General features: G+C 45.3%; 22 protein-coding genes. 21 read left to right on the top strand and 1 reads right to left on the bottom strand.

Features of this window, described 5'->3' with window-relative positions:
* The first annotated feature begins 101 nt into the window (after nt 1-101).
* From rplR to rpsI, 17 genes are all read left to right on the top strand, one after another.
* Entirely contained in the window at nt 102-470 is a 369-nt protein-coding gene (gene rplR, locus F0220_RS26635) for a 50S ribosomal protein L18 (protein WP_017692090.1), read from the top strand.
* A 27-nt stretch (nt 471-497) separates the two neighbouring features.
* Nucleotides 498-995, top strand: a complete 498-nt coding sequence (gene rpsE / locus F0220_RS26630; RefSeq protein WP_017692091.1) for a 30S ribosomal protein S5 — start codon at nt 498-500, stop codon at nt 993-995.
* Nucleotides 996-1,008: 13 nt separating this feature from the next.
* Entirely contained in the window at nt 1,009-1,194 is a 186-nt protein-coding gene (rpmD, locus tag F0220_RS26625; protein ID WP_017692092.1) for a 50S ribosomal protein L30, read from the top strand.
* 43 nt (nt 1,195-1,237) lie between these two features.
* Complete coding sequence (gene rplO, locus F0220_RS26620) at nt 1,238-1,678, top strand: 50S ribosomal protein L15 (protein ID WP_091020538.1); 441 nt, start codon at nt 1,238-1,240, stop codon at nt 1,676-1,678.
* The gene (secY, locus tag F0220_RS26615; protein ID WP_047841120.1) at nt 1,678-2,976 is read left to right on the top strand and encodes a preprotein translocase subunit SecY; all 1,299 of its coding nucleotides are present in this window, start codon (nt 1,678-1,680) and stop codon (nt 2,974-2,976) included. Before rplO ends, secY begins: the two co-directional genes overlap by 1 nt.
* Before the next feature lie 90 nt (nt 2,977-3,066).
* Nucleotides 3,067-3,711: an adenylate kinase gene (locus F0220_RS26610; protein ID WP_036607188.1), complete on the top strand. Its 645-nt coding sequence runs from the start codon at nt 3,067-3,069 to the stop codon at nt 3,709-3,711.
* A gap of 3 nt (nt 3,712-3,714) precedes the next feature.
* A complete protein-coding gene (map, locus tag F0220_RS26605) occupies nt 3,715-4,467 on the top strand; it encodes a type I methionyl aminopeptidase (protein ID WP_036607191.1) in 753 nt (250 codons plus the stop codon).
* A gap of 10 nt (nt 4,468-4,477) precedes the next feature.
* Nucleotides 4,478-4,786 (top strand): KOW domain-containing RNA-binding protein, encoded by a 309-nt coding sequence (locus tag F0220_RS26600; protein ID WP_036607194.1) that lies wholly within the window; start codon nt 4,478-4,480, stop codon nt 4,784-4,786.
* 3 nt (nt 4,787-4,789) lie between these two features.
* Nucleotides 4,790-5,005, top strand: coding sequence for a translation initiation factor IF-1 (infA, locus tag F0220_RS26595; RefSeq protein WP_017692098.1), 216 nt, complete (start codon nt 4,790-4,792; stop codon nt 5,003-5,005).
* A gap of 152 nt (nt 5,006-5,157) precedes the next feature.
* The gene (rpmJ, locus tag F0220_RS26590) at nt 5,158-5,271 is read left to right on the top strand and encodes a 50S ribosomal protein L36 (protein ID WP_003333770.1); all 114 of its coding nucleotides are present in this window, start codon (nt 5,158-5,160) and stop codon (nt 5,269-5,271) included.
* Nucleotides 5,272-5,291: 20 nt separating this feature from the next.
* Nucleotides 5,292-5,660: a 30S ribosomal protein S13 gene (gene rpsM / locus F0220_RS26585; protein ID WP_036607200.1), complete on the top strand. Its 369-nt coding sequence runs from the start codon at nt 5,292-5,294 to the stop codon at nt 5,658-5,660.
* Between the two features lie 19 nt (nt 5,661-5,679).
* Nucleotides 5,680-6,075 carry a 30S ribosomal protein S11 gene (gene rpsK, locus F0220_RS26580; protein ID WP_017692100.1) on the top strand — a complete coding sequence of 132 codons (396 nt, stop codon included), beginning with the start codon at nt 5,680-5,682 and terminating at the stop codon, nt 6,073-6,075.
* Nucleotides 6,076-6,211: 136 nt separating this feature from the next.
* Nucleotides 6,212-7,156, top strand: coding sequence for a DNA-directed RNA polymerase subunit alpha (locus F0220_RS26575; RefSeq protein WP_017692101.1), 945 nt, complete (start codon nt 6,212-6,214; stop codon nt 7,154-7,156).
* A gap of 34 nt (nt 7,157-7,190) precedes the next feature.
* Nucleotides 7,191-7,556 carry a 50S ribosomal protein L17 gene (rplQ, locus tag F0220_RS26570; RefSeq protein WP_017692102.1) on the top strand — a complete coding sequence of 122 codons (366 nt, stop codon included), beginning with the start codon at nt 7,191-7,193 and terminating at the stop codon, nt 7,554-7,556.
* A 159-nt stretch (nt 7,557-7,715) separates the two neighbouring features.
* Nucleotides 7,716-8,489, top strand: coding sequence for a tRNA pseudouridine(38-40) synthase TruA (truA, locus tag F0220_RS26565; protein WP_017692103.1), 774 nt, complete (start codon nt 7,716-7,718; stop codon nt 8,487-8,489).
* Between the two features lie 205 nt (nt 8,490-8,694).
* Nucleotides 8,695-9,132 carry a 50S ribosomal protein L13 gene (rplM, locus tag F0220_RS26560; RefSeq protein WP_024633564.1) on the top strand — a complete coding sequence of 146 codons (438 nt, stop codon included), beginning with the start codon at nt 8,695-8,697 and terminating at the stop codon, nt 9,130-9,132.
* Nucleotides 9,133-9,151: 19 nt separating this feature from the next.
* Nucleotides 9,152-9,544 (top strand): 30S ribosomal protein S9, encoded by a 393-nt coding sequence (rpsI, locus tag F0220_RS26555; protein WP_017692105.1) that lies wholly within the window; start codon nt 9,152-9,154, stop codon nt 9,542-9,544.
* Between the two features lie 388 nt (nt 9,545-9,932).
* Here the strand turns inward: rpsI and F0220_RS26550 are convergent, their stop codons facing one another.
* Nucleotides 9,933-10,091, bottom strand: coding sequence for a hypothetical protein (locus tag F0220_RS26550; RefSeq protein ID WP_181155621.1), 159 nt, complete (start codon nt 10,089-10,091; stop codon nt 9,933-9,935).
* A gap of 227 nt (nt 10,092-10,318) precedes the next feature.
* Here F0220_RS26550 and F0220_RS26545 point away from each other — a divergent pair, with 227 nt between their 5' ends.
* From F0220_RS26545 to F0220_RS26530, 4 genes are all read left to right on the top strand, one after another.
* Entirely contained in the window at nt 10,319-11,011 is a 693-nt protein-coding gene (locus F0220_RS26545; protein ID WP_047841119.1) for a phosphoadenylyl-sulfate reductase, read from the top strand.
* Nucleotides 11,012-11,034: 23 nt separating this feature from the next.
* Nucleotides 11,035-12,204 (top strand): sulfate adenylyltransferase, encoded by a 1,170-nt coding sequence (sat, locus tag F0220_RS26540; RefSeq protein ID WP_091020544.1) that lies wholly within the window; start codon nt 11,035-11,037, stop codon nt 12,202-12,204.
* Between the two features lie 68 nt (nt 12,205-12,272).
* Nucleotides 12,273-13,028 (top strand): N-acetylmuramoyl-L-alanine amidase CwlD, encoded by a 756-nt coding sequence (gene cwlD, locus F0220_RS26535; protein ID WP_105602464.1) that lies wholly within the window; start codon nt 12,273-12,275, stop codon nt 13,026-13,028.
* A 79-nt stretch (nt 13,029-13,107) separates the two neighbouring features.
* The gene (locus F0220_RS26530) at nt 13,108-14,208 is read left to right on the top strand and encodes an Mrp/NBP35 family ATP-binding protein (RefSeq protein ID WP_091020547.1); all 1,101 of its coding nucleotides are present in this window, start codon (nt 13,108-13,110) and stop codon (nt 14,206-14,208) included.
* The last annotated feature ends 23 nt before the right edge of the window (nt 14,209-14,231 follow it).

Here is a 14,231-nt window from a genome sequence, read left to right as displayed (position 1 = left end):
TTTGCGCGGCTTTCGGCTTGCTTGCTTCGTGTGTTTCTAATATACCCCGTGGCTTCTGCTTTGAAGCCAGCGAGGTAACCTGAAAGGAGTGAATCTTTGAGATGATTACGAAACCAGATAAAAATAAGGCTCGTCTGAAAAGACACCTTCGTGTTCGTAAGAAAATCCAAGGAACGGCAGCACGTCCTCGTTTGAACGTATTCCGTTCTGGTAAACATATGTATGCTCAAATCATCGATGATGTTGCTGGTGTAACAATCGCTTCCGCGTCTACCGTAGACAAAGAATTGAGCACTGACATCAAAAATGGTGCATCTGTTGAATCAGCTCGTAAAGTTGGCGAACTCGTTGCTAAACGTGCTAAAGACAAAGGTGTTTCCAACATCGTATTTGACCGTAGCGGTTATCTGTACCATGGTCGTATCGCAGCATTGGCTGAAGCGGCTCGTGAAGCAGGACTTGAGTTTTAAGATATTTTTCAAAAGGAGGTTAACGACTTGCGTGTAGATCCGAATACTTTGGAACTGACTGAAAGAGTTGTAAATATTAATCGCGTAGCTAAAGTAGTAAAAGGCGGACGCCGTTTCAGCTTTAGCGCACTGGTTGTAGTCGGCGACGGCAACGGCTGGGTTGGAGCTGGTATCGGTAAAGCGGGCGAAGTACCTGATGCAATTCGCAAAGGTATTGAAGACGCTAAGAAAAACCTTGTACACGTTCCACTCGTAGGAACATCGATTCCTCACTTGGTAACAGGTAAGTTCGGCGCAGGACGCGTGCTGTTAAAACCAGCATCTGAAGGTACTGGTGTTATCGCTGGTGGTCCTGTACGTGCGGTTCTCGAACTTGCTGGTGTAGGTGACATTTTGACAAAATCTCTGGGTTCTTCGAATTCCATGAACATGGTCAATGCGACTTTGGAAGGTTTGTCCCGTTTGAAGCGTGCTGAAGACGTGGCTAAACTGCGCGGAAAATCCGTCGAAGAGCTTCTGGGTTAAGGAGGGAATTCTCATGGCTAAATTAGAAATTACCCTCGTCCGCAGCTTGATCGGACGTCCGGAGACGCAAAGAACAACTGTGAAAACATTGGGTTTGCGCAAAATCAATAGCAAAGTGGTACAAAACGATAATCCTGCCATCCGTGGTATGATTAACAAAGTAAGCCACTTGGTTGCTGTTAAAGAAGTAGAAGCTTAATAACGGGTTAATCCCACAAATCTTTAAGGAGGTGCAACGAACGATGAAGTTACATGAGCTTTCACCATCTCCTGGATCCCGCAAAGAACGCAAACGTGTTGGTCGCGGTCCAAGTAGTGGTACAGGTAAAACATCAGGTCGCGGTCACAAAGGACAAAATTCTCGTTCTGGCGGTGGAGTACGTCCAGGCTTCGAAGGTGGACAAAATCCATTGTATCGTCGCTTGCCAAAACGTGGTTTTGTAAACCCAACTCGCAAAGAATATGCAGTTGTGAATACTGAAGACCTGAACAGTTTTGCTGCGGGTACTGAAGTAACTCCAGAATTCTTGATGACGAACGGCGTAGTTAAAAACGCTAAATCCGGAATCAAAATCCTGGGTAACGGTGATGTCACTGTGAAGCTGACTGTTAAAGCTAACAAGTTTTCTCAATCTGCTATTGAGAAAATTGAAGCTGCCGGCGGTACAACTGAGGTGATTTAATGTTCAAGACCCTAAAGAATATCTGGCGGGTTGAAGATCTGCGCAAAAGGGTATTATTTACCCTTTTTGTACTGATCATTTACCGCATCGGCTCCTTTGTCCCCGTACCGGGAGTTAACAAAGATGTGTTCGAAGCGACAAATTCTGCGGGTAAAGAAGTTTTTGGACTTCTCAATACGTTCTCGGGTGGAGCGCTCTTCCAGTTCTCGATATTTGCGCTCGGGATCGTGCCTTACATCACTGCGTCTATCATAGTACAGTTGCTTTCCATGGACGTTATTCCTAAATTAGCGGAGTGGGCAAAGCAAGGCGAACAAGGTAAGAAGAAATCTGCACAGTTGACCCGTTATTTAACCATCGGGCTGGCATTGATTCAAGCGTTTGGTACGTCGATCGGATTCAACCGCTTGTACAATACAGAGATGGTGCCTAACGCTACATTTGCAGATTATATCTTGATTGCGATTGTACTTACGGCCGGTACTTCATTCCTGATGTGGCTTGGTGAGCAGATCACCGAGAAGGGCATAGGAAACGGAATTTCGATCTTGATCTTTGCGGGTATCCTATCTACGGTGCCTAACATTATCAAACAAACGATCGAATCTGACTTCATTCAACCTGACCAACTGTTTATGAATATTCTTAAAGGTGTTATCATCGCAATTGTTATTGTGTTGATCATCATAGGGGTCATTTACATTCAGCAGGCGATTCGGAAGATTCCGGTACAGTACGCTAAACGTGTCGTAGGTAACAAAATGTACGGTGGACAGAATACACATATCCCGCTGAAAATTAATGCAGCAGGTGTTATCCCTGTCATCTTTGCTTCATCGCTGTTGATGTTCCCAACGATCATCGCCAACTTCTGGGCAGATCGCCTCTGGGCACAGTGGATCGGACAGAATCTGACTACACACAAACCTCTTGGTATGTTGCTGTATGTCGTGATGATTTTCGGTTTCACATTCTTCTATACTTTTGTACAGATGAATCCACAGCAGATGGCTGACAATATGAAAAAGAACGGCGGTTACATCCCAGGCATTCGCCCGGGTAAAGCAACCGAGAAATATCTGACCCGTGTCATGACTCGTTTGACAATGGCCGGAGCCATCTTCTTGGCAGTCATTTCCGTTCTGCCTGTATTCTTAGGGGCACTTTCTGGTTTGCCTCAATCTGCGCAAATTGGAGGAACATCCCTCCTGATCGTTATCGGTGTTGCGCTGGATACGATGAAGCAAATCGAAAGCCAATTGATCAAACGCCACTACAAAGGTTTTATCAATAAATAGGCAATAGGTACCGGTCGAGTGAAGATTTACTTGCCGGCACCTATTGTGCTGTTTGTTGATGTAGGGTAGTCTTGGAGGGAGTGACATAACGTGAACATCCTATTCATGGGCCCTCCGGGGGCAGGAAAAGGAACGCAAGCAGACGTCATCGTGAAAGAGTTCGGTATTCCCCATATTTCAACAGGCGATGCATTTCGTCTCGCGATCAAACAGGGAACTCCCATTGGCATGAAAGCCAAGGAATATATGGATCAAGGATTGCTTGTACCAGATGATGTAACCATTGGCATCGTTGAAGAACGTTTGCAGCAGCCTGACTGCAGAGAAGGTTTCCTCTTGGACGGATTTCCAAGAACCCTTTCCCAAGCAGAAGCGCTCGATGGCATTCTGGATCGATTGAACTCAGGTCTCGATCATGTAATCAACCTGAAAGTGGATCGCAACAAATTGCTCGCTCGTTTGACGGGGCGTCGAATTTGTAAAAACTGTGGTTCCACTTATCATGTGGTATTCAATCCGCCTAAGCAGGAAGGTATTTGTGATAAATGCGCTGGTGAGTTGTATCAACGCTCTGATGATAATGAAGAGAGTGTAGGTACACGACTGGACGAGTATATCAACAAAACAGCACCACTCCTCACGTTCTATGAGACTAAAGGTCTTCTTCGTCAAATGAACGGAGAACAGGATATCGATCAAGTTTCTCAAGAAATCGTGTCCTTACTGAGAGGTTAATTGATGATCATTGGTAAGTCCGAAACGGAACTGGGCTTGATGAGGGAAGCAGGGAGAATTGTTGCGGAAACGCATCGTCTCTTGGCAGAGCATATCGCTCCCGGTATTACGACTGGAGAACTTGACCATATGGCTGATCAATATATCCGCAGTCAAGGAGCTGTGCCGTCTTTCAAAGGTTATAACGGTTTCCCTGCCAGTGTGTGCGCTTCAGTCAATGAAGAGTTGGTACATGGATTTCCCGGCAAACGCAAGTTGAACGAGGGCGATATCGTTACGTTTGACATTGGCGCGCAGTACCAGGGGTATCATGGAGATTCCGCCTGGACTTATCCGGTCGGCCGTATTTCCGAAGAAGCCCGTCGTCTTCTGGACGTTACTGAGGCTTCGTTATACGCAGGTCTGGCGCTGGTAAAACCGGACGTTCGCTTGTTTACAATATCTCATGCGATTCAGAAATATATTGAAGATGAAGGGTTCTCCGTAGTTCGTGAATATGTCGGTCACGGCATAGGCGCAGATCTGCACGAAGAACCACAGATTCCGAACTATGGTCTTCCCGATCGGGGACCACGGCTTAAAGCGGGCATGGTGCTGGCCATAGAGCCGATGGTTAACGTAGGTAGACGGTATGTGAAAACGTTGGAAGATAACTGGACTGTCGTCACGGTTGATGGTAAGTTATGTGCACACTTTGAACACACCGTAGCAGTTACACCAGATGGTATGGAAATTTTCACGAAACTGAATGCGTAGGTGATGAGGCATGAACAGTCAGTCTAATCCGCAGCTCGGTCAACTTGTGAAGATCCGTAAAGGCCGCAATGCGGACCAAGCCGCAGTAATTGTTGCTATAGCGGACGGTAAGTTCGTATATATTGCGGATGGAGACAAACGTAAGTTTGATCAACCAAAGAAGAAGAATCTTCTTCATCTTGAGCTCCAGCCCATGATTAGCAGCGAGGTTGTGAACAGTTTAAACGAGAGTGGTCGGGTGACAAATGGAAAGCTCCGTTACGCGGTTCATTCATTTCTGGAATCCACCAACATTCAAGCTGAAGAGAAAGGAGACTGACTAATGGCTAAGGAAGATGTCATTGAAGTGGAAGGTACGGTTCTCGAACCGCTACCGAATGCAACATTCAAGGTTGAGCTTGAGAACGGTCATCAAATTCTCGCTCACGTTTCCGGAAAACTGCGGATGCACTTTATCCGTATCCTGACTGGAGACAAAGTAGTTGTTCAGTTGTCGCCTTATGATTTAACAAAAGGTCGCATAACTTACCGTAAATAGTAGTAGACAGTTGCAATGAACTGTGAAGCTTATGTAGCGGGTTTTGCCCGGCAAAACTTGCGAAAGCTTCGAAGCCGGTTTTACAATAGTAGAACAAGGTCAATGCTTACGAAGAGGGTTTTGCTTAGCAAAACTTTGAGGAGGTAATTCACATGAAGGTAAGACCTTCGGTCAAGCCGATTTGCGAAAAGTGCAAAGTCATTCGCCGCAAAGGGAATGTTATGGTTATCTGTGAAAATCCGAAACACAAACAAAAACAAGGTTAAAGAAGGGGGTGTAGCGTAAAATGGCACGTATATCTGGTGTGGATTTGCCACGTGATAAGCGCGTTGAGATCGCCTTGACTTATATTTTCGGAATCGGTAAAACGACTTCCCAGAAAATTCTGAGCACAACAGGCATCAATCCGGACACTCGTGTTCGTGATTTGACGGAAGATGAAGTCAGCAAATTGCGTGAAAGTATCGATAAAGAGGTCAAAGTAGAAGGTGACCTGCGTCGAGAAATCTCTTTGAATATTAAACGTTTGACGGAGATCGGTTGTTACCGTGGAGTTCGTCATCGTCGTGGTCTGCCTGTTCGTGGACAACGTACGAAAACGAATGCTCGTACTCGTAAAGGTCCTCGTCGTACAGTAGCGAACAAGAAGAAATAATAAGGGGGGATAAGAGAAAATGGCTAAACCGAAAAAAGTCGTACGTACTAAACGTCGTGACCGTAAGAATATTGAATCTGGCGTGGCACATATCCGTTCCACTTTCAATAACACTATCGTTACTATTACGGATCCTCACGGTAATGCAATTTCGTGGGCAAGCTCCGGCGGCCTCGGATTCAGAGGTTCCCGTAAATCGACTCCGTTTGCTGCACAAATGGCTGCTGAGACTGCTGCCAAAGCTGCAATGGAACATGGGATGAAAGCCGTTGAGGTTATGGTTAAAGGACCAGGCGCAGGCCGTGAAGCAGCGATCCGCTCTTTGCAAGCTGCTGGTCTTGAAGTTAACCTGATCAAAGACGTAACTCCAGTCCCGCATAACGGATGCCGTCCTCCAAAACGTCGTCGTGTCTAATGAGATTTGCCCCTGCGTGTGGTATATTTCCGGCACAATCTGCTAATAATGGTTGTTTAGGCATACTACTACATGTTTTCGCAAGAGAAGGTAAATGTTTCATAGAGGACCGACGTTTTGAAGGAGGGGTATTGCAGTGATTGAAATCGAAAAGCCGAAAATTGAGACGGTAGACGTCAACGATGATGGCACCTATGGGAAATTCGTAGTAGAACCGCTTGAGCGCGGATACGGTACGACGCTTGGAAACTCGCTTCGCCGAATCTTGCTCTCGTCACTGCCGGGTGCGGCAGTGTCTTCGGTTCAAATCGATGGCGTTCTGCATGAATTTGCTACAGTTCCTGGCGTAATGGAAGATGTAACGGAGGTTATTCTTAACCTGAAAGCTTTGTCGCTTAAGATTCATTCAGACGAGGAGAAAGTGCTCGAGATTGATGCTGAAGGCGAAGGAGCAATTACGGCTGGAGATATCCGTGCTGACTCCGATGTTGAAATCCTTAATCCGGATTTGCACATTGCTACGCTCGGACCAGGTTCGAGACTTCACATGCGTATTTTTGCCAATCGCGGTCGCGGCTACGTCCAGGCAGATCGGAATAAACGCGATGACCAGCCGATCGGCGTCATCCCAGTCGATTCCATCTTCACCCCGATCAGTCGCGTTAACTACGCTGTGGAAAATACGCGTGTCGGTCAAGTGACCAACTATGACAAGCTCACGTTGGAAGTTTGGACTGATGGAAGTATTCGTCCTGAAGAGGCTGTAAGCCTCGGCGCTAAAATTTTGACTGAGCATTTGATGCTCTTCGTGGGTCTTACAGACGAAGCGAAAGATGCAGAGATCATGGTCGAAAAAGAAGAAGACAAAAAAGAAAAAGTACTCGAAATGACGATCGAAGAGCTGGATCTCTCTGTTCGTTCCTACAACTGCCTCAAACGTGCTGGTATTAATACCGTGCAAGAGCTGACTACGAAAACGGAAGAAGACATGATGAAAGTCCGCAACCTCGGACGCAAGTCTTTGGAAGAAGTTCAAGAGAAGCTTGAGGAACTTGGTTTGGGACTACGTACAGAAGAATAGACAGCCGAGTGCTTGAAGTGAAGGAGGGAAAACAATGGCATACCAAAAGTTGGGCCGTAATTCCAGCGCACGTAAAGCTTTGTTCCGTGACCTGGTAACCGACCTGTTCTTATACGAACGCATTCAGACAACTGAAGCGAAAGCAAAAGAGGTTCGCTCTATTGCTGAAAAACTGATCACTAAAGCGAAAAAGGGAGATCTTCATGCCCGTCGCCAAGTGGCAGCTTATGTTCGCCGCGAAACTATCGATGGTGAGCAAGATGCAATCCAAAAACTGTTTAGCGAATTGTCCGGTCGTTACGCTGAGCGTCCAGGTGGATACACTCGTATCTTGAAACTGGGACCTCGTCGTGGTGACGCAGCGCCAATGGTTTACTTGGAACTGGTAGACCGCGCGTAAAACAGATGAGATGAGGAAAGGGGACAGAATCAACGATTCTGGATTAACCCTTTTTTTCTCTTCATTTCGGAATTCGTGCTGTAATAGAAGCTCCGTAAGGGGCTTCTTTTGCTGTTCGGGATAGGGATATGTATAGTATGGAACAAAGGTGTGGTAATAATGCGGAACTTATGTATGACATTAACTTATGATGGCACTGCCTATTTCGGCTTCCAAGTACAGCCGGGTGGGAATACCATTCAGGATCATCTTGAAGATGCGATTCGTGCTTTAACCGGTGAGAAGGTTAAAATTACAGGTTCAGGCCGAACAGATGCAGGTGTTCACGCCCGCAGACAAATCTTCAATTTTCCTACGGAGTCCCAGATCCCGATTGAACGTTGGTGTATTGCACTCAACTCCAGATTACCCTCCGATATTGTTGTTATTGATGCGATTGAAGTTTCGGCTGATTTTCATTCTCGCTATGCAGCGAAAAAGAAAACGTATCGTTATACAGTCAATGCGAATCAATTTCCGGATGTATTCAACAGAAGACTGCAATATCATCATCATGCGAAGCTTGATATTATGGCAATGCAGGAGGGCTTACGACATTTCATAGGGACGTATGATTTCACCTCTTTTGCTTCACGCAAGTCTCAGAAAGAGAATCATGTCCGTTCGGTGTATGAAGCATGGATGGAAGTGGACCGATCAATGTGCAGAGACCATCCGCGCGATCAGGGTGTCATTCACATTTATGTGAGTGGTAACGGCTTCTTGCAGCATATGGTTCGTATCATTGTAGGGACACTGCTGGAGATCGGAGAGGGCAAACGGAAAGCCTCTGATGTACCAAATATGATTGCTGCATGTAATCGATCTGCTGCAGGACCTACTGCAGTTAGCTGCGGTTTAATGCTCTGGGATCTTGAATACAAAAAAGATTAAATTTGGTGAGTGAAAAGCTTAATTAACACTTGCGATTTAATCGCCTATCATGTAATATAAAAGTTGTGTTTTCTTAATGGCTTTCCCACAGCCCCAATTAAGAGGTTCACATCAAATTTACAATCCATCAACACCTAAAGTTATAACTTAACGAACGAAGATAAATGAAAATGATGATTTTGAACATTTTAAGGAGGAACTTTTCATGCGTACTACGTACATGGCGAAGCCTAACGAAGTTGAGCGCCAATGGCACATCATTGATGCTGAAGGCAAAACCCTCGGACGTTTGGCGAGCGAAGCAGCAGCTTTGATTCGCGGCAAACACAAGCCACAATTCACTCCACATGTGGACACTGGCGATTTCGTTGTTATCATCAATGCTGAGAAAATCGTATTGACTGGTAAGAAAATGCAAGGTAAAAAATACTACCGTCACTCAATGCACCCAGGTGGTTTGAAAGTAACTACAGCTGAAGAGATGGTTAAAAACAAACCTGAGCGTATGTTGGAATTGGCTGTTCGCGGTATGCTTCCTAAAACTCGCATGGGCGAGAAAATGAAGTTGAGACTTAAAGCGTACAGAGGCACTGAGCATCCACATGCAGCACAAAAACCAGAAGTTTACGAACTTCGCGGTTAATTAAAAGGAGGACAGTTTCATGGCACAAGTACAATACTATGGGACAGGTCGTCGTAAACATTCGGTAGCACGTGTTCGCCTTGTACCGGGTGAAGGACGCATTGTCATCAATAAACGTGATATTAATGAATACTTCGGTTTGGAAACACTCAAACTGATCGTAAAACAACCACTGAACTTGACAGAAACGCTCAACAACTATGACGTTCTTGTTATTGCTCATGGTGGCGGAATCTCCGGTCAAGCCGGTGCAATCCGTCATGGTATCTCCCGCGCTTTGCTCAAAGCAGATCCGGAATACCGTGCATCCCTGAAAAAAGCAGGATTCCTGACTCGTGACCCACGTATGAAAGAGCGTAAAAAATACGGTCTTAAAGCGGCTCGTCGCGCACCTCAGTTCTCCAAACGTTAATATTAAAAGCCTTTGGCCTCGGTCAAAGGCTTTTTTATATATTCATGACTATTACGCCATATATTATATTAGTTTGTGTGGTAGCTCTGATGTCTCTCCCCATGCTTGCTTATTTCCTTCAATGCCATTTCAATGTTCTCTTAATTTCCCTCAATACAGTCCTATAATATGTACGTTAATACATCTACATCATACTGAAACCCTCTGATCGTTTAGATCTTTGAATATGCTCATACCCATCGCTCACCACACATTCTATAACAGCTCCTATAAAATCATCGCTTCGAACTCACGCGGGATTTCTTGAATGTACTCGGCTTACTGTTTTTGCACTTTATTCTTTACTGTAAGTCTCATCAGTATTTCTTATGGAAACGATAAAAGTCCCTTACATATCAACCGCTAAAAGTCGCAATGCTGCTCCTCTTAAAACTTTAGCTTTTCTTCCTTCATCTTCAGTCGCCCAGTGATTTTTTGATGCTGTTCTTTGCTGTCCAAACACAGTAACAGCAAAGGTTTCCAAGGCTAAGAGATGTTTTTTCACCATCCTAATGACCTGGGCCAACATCATTGTTTTTATCTCATTAACAGAGGAATGGATAAATTGAACCAAAATATTGTGTAAGTGCGACGATAAAAAATGATCAAAAAATGATTTATTTTACCATATGGCAGGCATTGACATCCGCAATGAAAGATTTATACTAAACATAATTCATATTAGATTAGTCGGCTTTAAGGTGTATTGAAATGCAGAATGGGGGAAATTCACAGATGAACTTGTTGGAGAAAGAAGATTTGGCACGGACGAAGGCAGAGGAACTGGAACACGCGAGTCCAGAGGATATTATTCGGTATGCTATTGAAACATTCCCAAATATCACTTTTGCATGCAGCTTTGGTGCAGAAGATGTTGTACTTGTAGATATGTTGCAGAAGATCAGCCCATCCACGGATATTTTTTATCTGGATACAGATTTTCACTTTAAAGAAACATACGAAACACGTGATAAGATGCAGGAGAACTACAATCTTGAATTTGTACGCGTGTCACCTAAGATTACTCCGGAAGAACAGGCAGCACAACACGGTGAAGAGTTGTGGAAGTCTGATCCCAACGGGTGCTGTAACATTCGCAAAGTCGAACCGTTAACACGTATTCTTTCTCAGTATGATGCATGGATTACAGGTATTCGTAGAGATCAAGCACCAACTCGTGCCAACTCGAAAAAGGTTGAATATGATTCTAAATTCGGTCTGATGAAGTTTAATCCAATTGCGCACTGGACGACGGAGGATGTATGGCAATATATTCGTGACAATAACGTTGTATATAACCCTCTTCATGATCAGAACTACCCAAGTATTGGTTGTGAGCATTGCACACGTCAAGTTATGCCTGGAGAGGACCCACGTGCCGGACGCTGGTCTGGTAATGATAAAACGGAATGTGGCCTTCATAAATAATAGATATACAAGGAGCTGACAAGATGACATCGATTCTGCCTCATGGAGGTACGTTGGTTCAGCGTATCGTACAAGGAGAAGAACGGGAGCAATTGCTGCAAGACAGTAAAAACTTATCTACTTTGCTTATTAATACCTGGACGATATCAGATTTGGATCTAATTGGTGTAGGTGCGTTCTCACCACTTGAAGGTTTCTTGAATGAGGAAGATTACCTTTCGGTGGTGTCTCGCATGCGTCTCGCGGATGGAACAGTCTGGAGTATACCAATCACACTTGCTGTTGACGATAAACAAGCCGCATCCCTCCAAATTGGTGAACGTGTGAAACTTGTTGGTGATCAAGATGGAGTCACTTATGGACTGCTCGAAGTCCAAAGTATATACCAGGTGGATCAGGGTGAAGAAGCCCGGCGTGTATTCAAAACAGATGATCCCGAGCACCCGGGTGTTAAAAAACTGTTGGAGCGTCCTGCAACATACGTAGGAGGTCCAATCCAAGTGTTGAACCGTCCAAAACCTGCGAAATTCGAAGAATTTTATTATGATCCTGCAGATACCCGGAAGATTTTTCAGGAGAAGGGTTGGAAGACGGTAGTTGGTTTTCAGACACGTAATCCGGTCCATCGGGCACATGAGTACATCCAGAAGAGCGCTATGGAGATTGTAGACGCACTCTTCCTGAATCCACTTGTTGGAGAGACGAAGTCGGACGATGTTCCCGCAGATGTTCGGATGAAGAGTTATCTGGTATTACTGGAGAACTATTACCCGGCTGATCGTGCGTTTCTTGGTGTGTTCCCCGCAGCCATGCGGTATGCCGGTCCACGTGAAGCTATTTTTCATGCGATGGTTCGTAAAAATTATGGGTGTACCCACTTTATTGTTGGTCGTGACCATGCGGGTGTTGGTGATTATTATGGAACATATGAAGCACAGGAGATCTTTACTAACTTTACAGCAGAGGAACTGGGGATCACTCCGTTGTTCTTCGAACATAGTTTCTTCTGTACTAAATGTGGAAACATGGCATCCAGCAAAACTTGCCCACATGATAAAGAACATCATATGGCGCTTTCCGGCACCAAAGTACGCGGGTTGCTCCGTGACGGCCAGTGCCCTCCACCTGAATTTACACGTCCTGAAGTAGCTGAGGTGCTGATTGAAGGAATGGCGGAGCAAGTCCGGTCCTAGCGGTATATTTGTCCATCTTGTCCCATATAGATGATTAGAGTCATTTATAGGGACGAGGTGGTTTTTTTATGCGTAAAAATATGGGGAAACACTTTGTAGTCTGGGTTAGGCTAAAAACAATCAAAAGGGTCATGCTGAGTCTCTGTCTGCTGGCCATGTTAGTGGCGGTAATGTCCTATGAACTGCCGTCCGCTAAGACTTCAGGTTATTGGAGTTTGCCGATGGCGGGTAAAGTCATTGCCATTGATGCAGGACACGGAGGTCCAGATGGAGGAGCGGTAAGTAAACAGGGGGTTATTGAAAAAGATATCAACCTGTCTATCGCCCTGTATGTGAGAGATTATTTGCAACAGGCAGGGGCCTTAGTGGTGATGACACGAGAAATAGACACTGATTTGGCGGAATCGGACACCAAGGGGTACTCCAAACGCAAGACGGAAGATCTGAAACAAAGAGTACGGCGGATAGAGGATAAGCAAGCAGATCTCTTTATTAGCATTCACATGAACAGTGTCCCTTCCAACCGATGGAGTGGAGCTCAGGTTTTCTATACAACTAACCATCCGGATAACGAAGGTTTGGCTAATCTGCTTCAACAAGAGATGGTTCGTAATCTGGAGAATACAGATCGAATCGCCAAAACGGTGAATACGGTTTATCTGTTACAGGCTCTGAAGATCCCTTCAGCGCTGGTAGAAGTGGGTTTCCTTTCTCATCCGGAAGAGGCACGTATGCTTGCCGACGAAGCTTATCAGCGCAAGGTAGCTGCTTCAATCTATAATGGAATTCTCAGATATTCCTCAGGAGAACGGCCTAAAAGTTAGTCAGAACAAGAAAGGTAATGATATAATTGGATCAGCATACCTAATTACATGCCAATAGATAAAGCTGAGGTGCTGTCTGATGTTATCAAAAGAACAGATACTTGAACTATTACAGCCATTACAAGAACCGCAATTGGGAGTAAGTCTGACCGAACTGGAATGGGTTCGAGATATTATGGTGAAAGAAAATCATGTGGCTCTGACCATAGTGACACTGGAAAATCGACCTGAGGATACAACAGCCTTGAGTGATGCAGCGCGTAATCTGTTGTCCCAGCACGGAATGAAGGATGTACATATTCGTGTACGTGCAGCTTCTGAGCATGATCGTGAGAGCCTGAATATGGGACAACCCGATAATGAGCCAGATCGGGACGAAGTGCTCGTAAAAGGTCACGCAGCGGGTCTGGATGGACATGAGCTGTTAAGTCCTGAATCAGGTGTTCGTTTTATTGCTGTGGCCAGTGGTAAAGGTGGCGTTGGTAAATCAACGGTAACCGTTAATCTCGCTGTAGCCTTGGCACGTCAAGGTAAAAAAGTAGGCTTAATTGATGCGGATATCTATGGCTTCAGTGTACCCGACATGATGGGGATTGAAGAATATCCGGTCGTTGAAGATGGTGTTATTCAACCAGTTGAACGTTTTGGCGTCAAAGTCATGTCGATGGGCTTCTTTATTCGGGAGAACAACCCGGTAATCTGGCGTGGACCCATGCTAGGTCGGATGCTGCGTCAATTCTTTACGGATGTCCAGTGGGGCGAATTGGATTATGTATTACTGGATTTGCCACCAGGTACGGGAGATGTTGCTTTGGATGTGCATCAGATGTTGCCACAGAGTAAGGAAATCATCGTTACCACGCCGCATGCAACGGCAGCTTTTGTCGCAGCCCGAGCGGGTGCGATGGCCATTCAGACCGATCATGAGTTGCTCGGTGTTGTTGAGAATATGGCTTATTATGAGTGTGGCAGTTGCGGAGAGAAAGATTATGTCTTTGGTCGTGGTGGCGGGGGGAGACTTGCGGAAAGTCTGCATACAAGCCTGCTTGCCCAGATTCCATTAGGCACGCCGGATAATCATCCTTCCGAGCCTGATTTCTCACCTTCGGTTTACAAAGCAGATTCCCGTATAGGGGCTATCTACGATGAAGTTGCCCGGTCCATTGAATCCAAATTCTAATGGTATGAGTGTTATAAATACAA

This window comes from Paenibacillus sp. 37 (assembly GCF_008386395.1).
Lineage (GTDB): Bacteria > Bacillota > Bacilli > Paenibacillales > Paenibacillaceae > Paenibacillus > Paenibacillus amylolyticus_B.
Note: the sequence above shows the minus strand (reverse complement) of the source record. Positions and strands in the feature narration are given on the sequence as shown.